The sequence below is a fragment of the Cyanobium sp. T1G-Tous genome (assembly GCF_024345455.1).
Classification (GTDB): Bacteria; Cyanobacteriota; Cyanobacteriia; order PCC-6307; family Cyanobiaceae; genus Cyanobium_A.
In genome coordinates, this window is record NZ_JAGQBD010000042.1 from 1 (window position 1) to 7,314 (window position 7,314).

Below are 7,314 nucleotides of genomic sequence, written 5' to 3' on the forward strand. Positions count from 1 at the left end.
GCGGCCGCGTTGGGGCTGTAGGCGAGGGTCACTGAATCAGACCGAAGCAAGCCGAAAAATGGCCTTCAGCACCCACCTTACGGGCGTTGAACTGGATCAAGCGTGCTGAAGCTCACGCGCTGCTGCGTAAAGCGGAAAGCGATCACAGAGAACCGCAACCCGATCGCGGCAGCGCTGCTCAATGGCGCTGTCTTCGGGATTGAGCAAGCGATCGGCGATCACATCGGCCACCTCGCAGAAGGCGGCCTCGTCAAAACCGCGGGTGGTGCAGGCAGCGGTGCCCAGGCGCAGGCCGCTGGTCACGAAGGGCGACTGGGGATCGAAGGGCACGGTGTTCTTGTTGGCGGTGATGTGGACATCACTCACCAGCAGGTCAGCCACCTTGCCGGTCATGCCGATGCCGCGCAGATCCAGCAGCACGATGTGGTTGTCGGTGCCGCCGCTGACCACGGCGATGCCGCGCTCCTGGATGCGCTCGGCGAGGGCCTGGGCGTTGGCCACCACCTGCTGGCTGTAGACGCGGAAGCAGGGCTGTAGGGCCTCGCCGAAGGCCACGGCCTTGGCGGCGATCACGTGCTCAAGCGGGCCACCCTGGCTGCCGGGGAACACGGCCTTGTCGAACTGCTTGCCGAACTCGGCATCGTTGCAGAGGATCAGCCCGCCGCGGGGGCCCCGCAGGGTCTTGTGGGTGGTGGTTGTCACCACATGGCAGTGGGGCACGGGGTTGGGGTGCACGCCCGCCGCCACCAGGCCGGCGATGTGGGCCATATCGGCCAGCAGGTAGGCACCCACCTCATCGGCGATGGCGCGGAAGGCCGCGAAATCAATGCTGCGGGGATAGGCGGAATAGCCGCAGACGATCAGCTTGGGCTTGTGCTCCAGGGCCAGCTGGCGGATGGTGTCGAAGTTGAGCTGCTGGCTGTCGGGGTCGACGCCGTAGTGCACGGCCTTGAACCACTTGCCGCTCACGTTCACCGGCGAGCCGTGGGTGAGGTGGCCGCCGTGGCTGAGATCCATGCCCAAGATCGTGTCGCCGGGCTGCAGCAGCGCCAGGAAGACGGCGAAGTTGGCCTGGGCGCCGCTGTGGGGCTGCACGTTGGCCCAGGCGGCACCAAACAGCTCCTTGGCCCGCTCAATCGCCAGCTCCTCGATCGCATCGACATGCTCACAGCCGCCGTAGTAGCGCTTGGATGGCAGGCCTTCGGCGTATTTATTTGTGAGCACCGAGCCCTGCGCCTCCATCACTGCTCGGGAGGCAAAGTTCTCAGAGGCGATCAGCTCAAGATGGGTTTCCTGGCGCTGCAGCTCCTTTTCAATCAGCCCGGCGATGGCGGGATCTCCGGCAGCTAGGGACTGGTTGAGGGCAGCACCGCCGGGGTTGGCCATGGTTGAGGGTTAGTTCGTCCGATGATCGTAAAGACCAGCGCCGGGCAAGGGATACCTCCATGTCGAAGCCAACCCACAAAAAAACCGCCCAAAGGCGGTTTGAAAGAAGCGCGCCTGGAGAGATTCGAACTCCCGACCCTCTGATCCGTAGTCAGATGCTCTAATCCGCTGAGCTACAAGCGCATGGGTCCATTTTCACCGCACGGAGGGCCCATCCGTCAAACACCCCGTCCTCGCCTCCCCATCAATGCCCATCCGCTGGTACGGCCCCGCCAACCCCGAAGACCCCACCTACAGGCACTTCGAAAGGATCGTGAACCTGACGCTCCACGCCGCCCTATTCGCCGCCCTGAACAGCGGCCTCTGGTTGGTACAGGAAATGCGTCACCCCTGGGCCCACCTCAACTGGCTCAGCCTGGGTTGGTTGCTGGTGTTGCTGGTTCACGCTGGCGCTGTAGTGGCTCTGCGTCCAGCCCCCCGGCCATGACCCTCTCCGCCACAGACCTCAAAGAACTGGAACTGGCCCTGGCAGATCGCCTTTATTTGCAAGTAGCCAGTTGGCATCTCTACCTCGGCGACGCCGGTCTGGCCCAGGTCCTGGCCATCGAATGTTCCGCCCGGCTGGACCAGGGGGCGGAGGTGTGCGCGCGCCAGGCCCTTGAGGCGGTGCAGGTGCCGATCGGCGCCGGTTCCACCCGGCTGCCCCTGGCTCGGCTGGTGCCCGCCGGCCAGCTGCGGGACCTCGAAGAGGTGCTGGAGCAGTTTTGCCGATAAGGTTGCGCCAACTGGCGACGGGCTGTGCTGGTCATTGAGGTCACCAACGCCCGCGATGTGGTGCGTCAACGCCTGGGTCGCCTGGGCGGGCGCCTAATCGGCAAGGTGGTGGACGCCGAGGCCCAGGTTGAAAAAGCCCTGATTCAGGAGCTAGAGACTGCCTTCAAGGAATTCGGCATTGAGGCACGCATCTTTTCGGTGGACGGCCCCCGGATGCTGGGTCGCTCGCACCTGGAGATTCCAGTACAGGTGCGCGCTGAAAGGGACGTTCGCCTCGACCCTTAGCGGCTCGCGCCAATGCGAGGCAAGCGATCGCGCAACTGGTCGGTTAGGTCCTTGACCTCTGGCACTTGGGCAAGGCTGGCCACCACGCCATAGATCAAGACGCCCACTCCGCCGGCAAAGCTGCACTCCAGCAGCCGGCCCCAAAGACCAATGGGCCAGGCCACAGTTACCGACACGCTCCAGGCCGCCAGTCCGGCCAGTACGGCTGCACCAAACAGCTGCATCGTGTCGCGCAGCCACAGCCGCAAGGGCAGCCCGCCGAGCTTGGTCTGCAGCGCCAGCAGCAAACCCACACAGGTGATCAGATTCACCGCCACGGTGGCCAGCACCAGGCCGGCGGCGCCGCAATAGAGCCCAGGCAGCAGCTGACCCTGGCCGGGCACTGGTCCGCCCACGAAAGCCCAGCAGAAGAGCGCATTCAGCCCGATCCCCGCCAGCGACCAGCGGAACGGGGTAACCCCATCGCCGAGGGCGTAGAACACCCGCACCAGCACATCGCGGGCCAGATAGGCGGGCATGCCGATGCCGTAGGCCATCAGCAGGTTGCCCACCAACTCCGCAGCACCGGCATTGAAAGCTCCCCGCTCATAGATCAGCGCCACGATGGGCAAAGCCAACGCCACCATCAAGGCGCCCAGGGGCAGCATGCTGGCGTTGGAGAGCATCAGCCCCTGGCGGATACGACCAACCAGCTCAGGTCGATCGGCCGGTGCCGTCAGCCGGGCATAAACCGGCAGTAGCGGCACCAGCAGGGCATTGGAGAGCAGCCCGAGGGGCGTTTGCACGAGCAGGTTGGCGTAGCCCAGACCCGCCGCCGCCGCCGGGATGCCCGAAGCGAAAAACAGGGACACAAACACGTTGATCTGCAGCATCCCCGAGGAGAGGGTGGCCGGCCCCATCACCTGCAGCACCTCGCGCACACCGGGGTCCCGCCAGTCCCACACCAGCTGAAAGCGTTGCAGCCCTTGCCGGGCCAGGGCTGGCAGCTGAATCAGCCACTGCAGCACCGCCCCCAAAGTGGTGGAGCCGGCCAGCACCACGCCGCCAAGCACCGCCGTGGTGGGCAGGGTGATCGCGGCACCGAGCTGCCACCACAGCACGCCGATACCAGCGATCACGGCCACGCTCGAGAGCAAGGGGCTCACCGAGGGCAACCAAAACTCATCAGCAGCATTAAGGGCTCCAAAGCCCAGGCCGATCAGCCCGGCAAATAGGGCCATCGGCGCCATCCAACGGAGCTGCAGCACGGCGATGTCGTGGCGGGTGGCATCCAGGCCCGGGCCCACCAGGGTGATCAGGGGGCCAGCGAACACCAGCAGCAACACCGTCACCCCGAGCAACCCTGCCCCCACCAGGGTGTTGATTGCGGCCAGCACGTAGGCGCCCTCCTGGCGGGGCCGGCGGGCCAGCACGCTCACCATGGCGCTGTGGAAAGGCCCGTTGATGCCGCCCAGCAGGATCAGCAGAAAGCCGGGCAGCACGTAGGCGTAGTTGTAGGCGTCGTAAGCAGCGCCAACGCCGAAGGCCGCTGCAATGGCCTGCTGCCGCACCAGGCCGGCCAACTTGCTGAGGGCAGTGGCCACTGCCACAACCAGGGCAATGCGCCTGAGGGACTTTGCCATCCAGTGGGGCCCAAGGCCCGGGAGTTGGCGGCAGTATGGCTGGCCTGCTCCAATCCACCCCAGCCTGCCCGCCATGGCCACCTGCGTGCTCAGCCTCGGCCCCTTGGTGGAAGGCACCTTGGTGAAGCGCTACAAGCGCTTCCTGGCCGATATCGAACTAGAAAACGGCGAGCTGGTCACGGCCCACTGCGCCAACACCGGGCCGATGACCGGAGTGCTGCACCCCGGCGGCCGGGTGCGCTTGCGCCACGCCCCTTCCCCCAGCCGCAAGCTGGCCTGGACCTGGGAGCAGGCCCAGGTGCCTGGCGCCGATGGCACGCCCATCTGGGTGGGCATCAACACGGCCCTCCCCAACCATCTGGTGCGGGCCACGATTGAGGCCGGTTGCCTGGAGCCCTGGCTGGGGCCGATCGCCGCCATCCGGGCCGAGGTGCCCTATGGCGAAGGGCGCCGCAGCCGCATCGACCTGCTGCTCACCCCAGCGGAAAACGCCACCGATCCCAGGCCGATCTACCTGGAGGTGAAAAACACCACCTGGAGCGAAGGGCAGCTGGCCCTTTTCCCAGACACCGTTACTGAACGGGGCCAAAAACACCTGGTGGAGCTGATGGCCCTGCTGCCAGAGAGCCGGGCCGTGCTGGTGCCCTGCCTTAGTCGCGGCGATGTGAGCCGCTTTGCCCCGGGCGACGCGGCCGACCCGCGCTATGGCGAGCTGTTTCGCCAGGCCCTGGCGGCGGGCGTGGAGGTACTGCCCTGCCGCTACAGCTTCAGCGCCAGCGAGGTCAACTGGCATGGAATTGGGGCTGTGGAAACCCACGGCCCCGCCTAAGGCCCTGGCTAAGCGCCACAATCCCGCGATGCTCCCGTTCCACTGGCTCACCCAGACCATCGCCCTGGGCCTGGGCATTTCCTTCAGCCCACTCAACATCGCTCTGGTGGCCCTGCTGCTGCTCGGCCCCAACCCGCTGCGACGCTGCTCCACCTACCTGGGGGGCTGGATAATCGCCAACGGTGGCGCGCTGGCAACAGTGGTGCTGGTAGGCAGTCGCTTCAGTTGGGCCATGCAGCTGGGCAGCCGCGGCCAGGTGCTGATGGACCTGATCGGTGCCGGCGCCCTGGTGGCCCTGGGGCTGTTCCAGCTAACCCCTGCGGCAGCCATCGGGGAGGAGAGCTGGGCGATGCAACTGATGGGCCAGCTGCCCGAGCTCGACTGGTTTCCCCTGCTCGGGCTGGGGGCCGGCTGTGCCTTGATCAGCCCGGAAAATCTGGTTTTTTATGCCAAGGAAGGCGGCATGTTGCTCACCAACCACACCTCCCTGCGCGGCGACCTGGAGGTGGGCGCCGTATTTGTGGCCGTAACCACCTCGCTACTGCTGCTGCCACCACTGGCCTGGCTGCTGAGCGGCGGCAGGCTGCGCCAGCCCCTGAGCCGCCTCAACGACTGGCTTGTGCATCGGGCCGAATGGCTGGTGGGGGTATTTGCCCTGGTGCTGGGGGTCTATCTGGGCTGGCAGGGAATTGAGGGGCTCCATCAGATGACCCTGGGAGCCGCAGCTCTGACCTAAGGGGCCCATAGAGTTGATTCACCGAGACCTCGACGCTGTGGATACCCGTGCCTTCAAACGCTCCTTGCACCACTCGGAGCGTTACAACCGCCGAGGCTTCGGTTTGGGCAATGAGGTGGCAGGAAGCCTGGAGCAGGCCTACCAAAGCGATCTGATCGCCAAGCTGCGGGAAAGCGGCTACTCGCTCGAGAGCGGCCGCCTCACCGTGCGGCTGGCGGAAGCTTTTGGGTTCTGCTGGGGCGTAGAGCGGGCGGTGGCGATGGCCTACGAAACCCGGCGCCACTACCCCACTGAACGGATCTGGATCACCAACGAAATCATCCACAACCCTTCGGTCAACGATCACCTGCGCGACATGAACGTGCTGTTCATCTCCGTGGAAGACGGCATGAAAGATTTTTCGGAGGTTGCCAGCGGTGATGTGGTGATCCTGCCCGCCTTCGGCGCCACCGTGCAAGAGATGCAGCTGCTAAGCGAGCGGGGCTGCCACATCGTTGACACCACCTGCCCCTGGGTCTCCAAGGTGTGGAACACGGTGGAAAAGCACAAAAAGCACTCCTTCACCTCGATCATTCACGGCAAGGTGAAGCACGAGGAAACCCTCGCCACCAGCAGCTTCGCCGGCATCTACCTGGTGGTGCTCGACCTAGCCGAAGCCCAGATGGTGAGCGAATACATCCTGGGCAACGGCGATCGGCAATCCTTCATGGACCGCTTCGCTAAAGCCTGCTCGCCCGGCTTCGACCCCGACCGCGATCTGATCCGGGTGGGCGTCGCCAACCAGACCACCATGTTGAAGAGCGAAACCGAAGAGATTGGCCGCCTGTTCGAGCGCACCATGCTGCAGCGCTTCGGCCCCATCGAGCTCAACGAGCACTTCCTGGCCTTCAACACCATTTGCGACGCCACCCAGGAGCGCCAGGACGCCATTTTCGCCCTAGTTGATGAGCCCCTCGACCTGATGGTGGTGATCGGCGGTTACAACTCCTCCAATACCACCCACCTGCAGGAGATCGCCGTCAGCCGCGGCATCCGCTCCTTCCACATCGACACCCCCGAGCGCATTGGCCCTGGCAATCGCATCGAGCACATGCCCCTAGGAGGCGTGCTCGAAATCGAGCAGCCCTTCCTGCCTGAAGGCCCAATCCGAGTGGGCATCACCTCCGGGGCCTCCACCCCCGACCGGGTGGTGGAGGACGTGATCGAGCGGCTGATCGAACTCTGCGAAGCCTGAACCGAACCAAGGTGTTCGGGTGTCACAGCGGGCGGCACGCGGGTCCACCGGGAGCTTTACATTGATTAAAGAACGCCTTGAATAAGTCCGGCATCTTGCTGCCAGGGCTGGTCAAACGCCAGGAGTTGCCTTTGTCGTTGTCAACCGCATCAGCCCATCCGTCGTGCAAGGCAGAGCTGGACTCCGGTCTGCTGCTGCGTGACAGCGATGATCCGCGGGTGCGGCGCTATGCAAGTGCCTTTGCCGACGTAATGGAAATGCGGGCCAGCTCGCCCGTTGTCTCCCAATACCTCGATCACCACGAGGGCTGGTTTCGCCGTTGCGCTGCCCCGATGAGTGTGGAAGCCCTGGGCACGCGGGGCTACGCCCTGACTTTGGGCACCTTTGGCAACTTCGGCTTCGAGGTGGAGCCCACCATCGGCCTGGAATTGCTGCCCCAAGACCAGGG

At 65.0% G+C, this 7,314-nt stretch carries 9 protein-coding genes and 1 tRNA gene; 7 read left to right on the forward strand and 3 right to left on the reverse strand.

Annotation, left to right across the window (positions count from 1 at the left end):
- Positions 1-96: 96 nt before the first annotated feature.
- On the reverse strand, positions 97-1,386 hold the full coding sequence (glyA, locus tag KBY75_RS14920; protein WP_255024517.1) for a serine hydroxymethyltransferase: 1,290 nt from the start codon (positions 1,384-1,386) through the stop codon (positions 97-99).
- Between the two features lie 109 nt (positions 1,387-1,495).
- Positions 1,496-1,569, reverse strand: a tRNA-Arg gene (locus KBY75_RS14925).
- Between the two features lie 64 nt (positions 1,570-1,633).
- On the opposite strand from KBY75_RS14925, the gene KBY75_RS14930 reads away from it, so the two are divergent.
- The 3 genes from KBY75_RS14930 to KBY75_RS14940 are packed head-to-tail and all read left to right on the forward strand — an operon-like array spanning position 1,634 to position 2,445.
- The gene (locus tag KBY75_RS14930) at positions 1,634-1,873 is read left to right on the forward strand and encodes a hypothetical protein (RefSeq protein ID WP_255024518.1); all 240 of its coding nucleotides are present in this window, start codon (positions 1,634-1,636) and stop codon (positions 1,871-1,873) included.
- Positions 1,870-2,160 carry a DUF3181 family protein gene (locus tag KBY75_RS14935; protein WP_255024519.1) on the forward strand — a complete coding sequence of 97 codons (291 nt, stop codon included), beginning with the start codon at positions 1,870-1,872 and terminating at the stop codon, positions 2,158-2,160. Before KBY75_RS14930 ends, KBY75_RS14935 begins: the two co-directional genes overlap by 4 nt.
- 24 nt (positions 2,161-2,184) lie before the next feature.
- Positions 2,185-2,445 (forward strand): cytochrome-c oxidase, encoded by a 261-nt coding sequence (locus KBY75_RS14940; protein ID WP_254935140.1) that lies wholly within the window; start codon positions 2,185-2,187, stop codon positions 2,443-2,445.
- Here the strand turns inward: KBY75_RS14940 and murJ are convergent.
- Complete coding sequence (murJ, locus tag KBY75_RS14945; RefSeq protein WP_255024520.1) at positions 2,442-4,067, reverse strand: murein biosynthesis integral membrane protein MurJ; 1,626 nt, start codon at positions 4,065-4,067, stop codon at positions 2,442-2,444. The genes KBY75_RS14940 and murJ overlap by 4 nt on opposite strands.
- A gap of 73 nt (positions 4,068-4,140) precedes the next feature.
- Here murJ and sfsA point away from each other — a divergent pair, with 73 nt between their 5' ends.
- The 4 genes from sfsA to KBY75_RS14965 all read left to right on the forward strand — a co-directional run.
- Complete coding sequence (gene sfsA, locus KBY75_RS14950; RefSeq protein ID WP_255024521.1) at positions 4,141-4,896, forward strand: DNA/RNA nuclease SfsA; 756 nt, start codon at positions 4,141-4,143, stop codon at positions 4,894-4,896.
- The gene (locus KBY75_RS14955; protein WP_255024522.1) at positions 4,859-5,632 is read left to right on the forward strand and encodes a GAP family protein; all 774 of its coding nucleotides are present in this window, start codon (positions 4,859-4,861) and stop codon (positions 5,630-5,632) included. Before sfsA ends, KBY75_RS14955 begins: the two co-directional genes overlap by 38 nt.
- Before the next feature lie 37 nt (positions 5,633-5,669).
- Entirely contained in the window at positions 5,670-6,866 is a 1,197-nt protein-coding gene (locus KBY75_RS14960; protein WP_255024523.1) for a 4-hydroxy-3-methylbut-2-enyl diphosphate reductase, read from the forward strand.
- 137 nt (positions 6,867-7,003) lie between these two features.
- A partial coding sequence (locus tag KBY75_RS14965) for a DUF1997 domain-containing protein (RefSeq protein WP_255024524.1) occupies positions 7,004-7,314 on the forward strand: 311 nt, incomplete at its 3' end.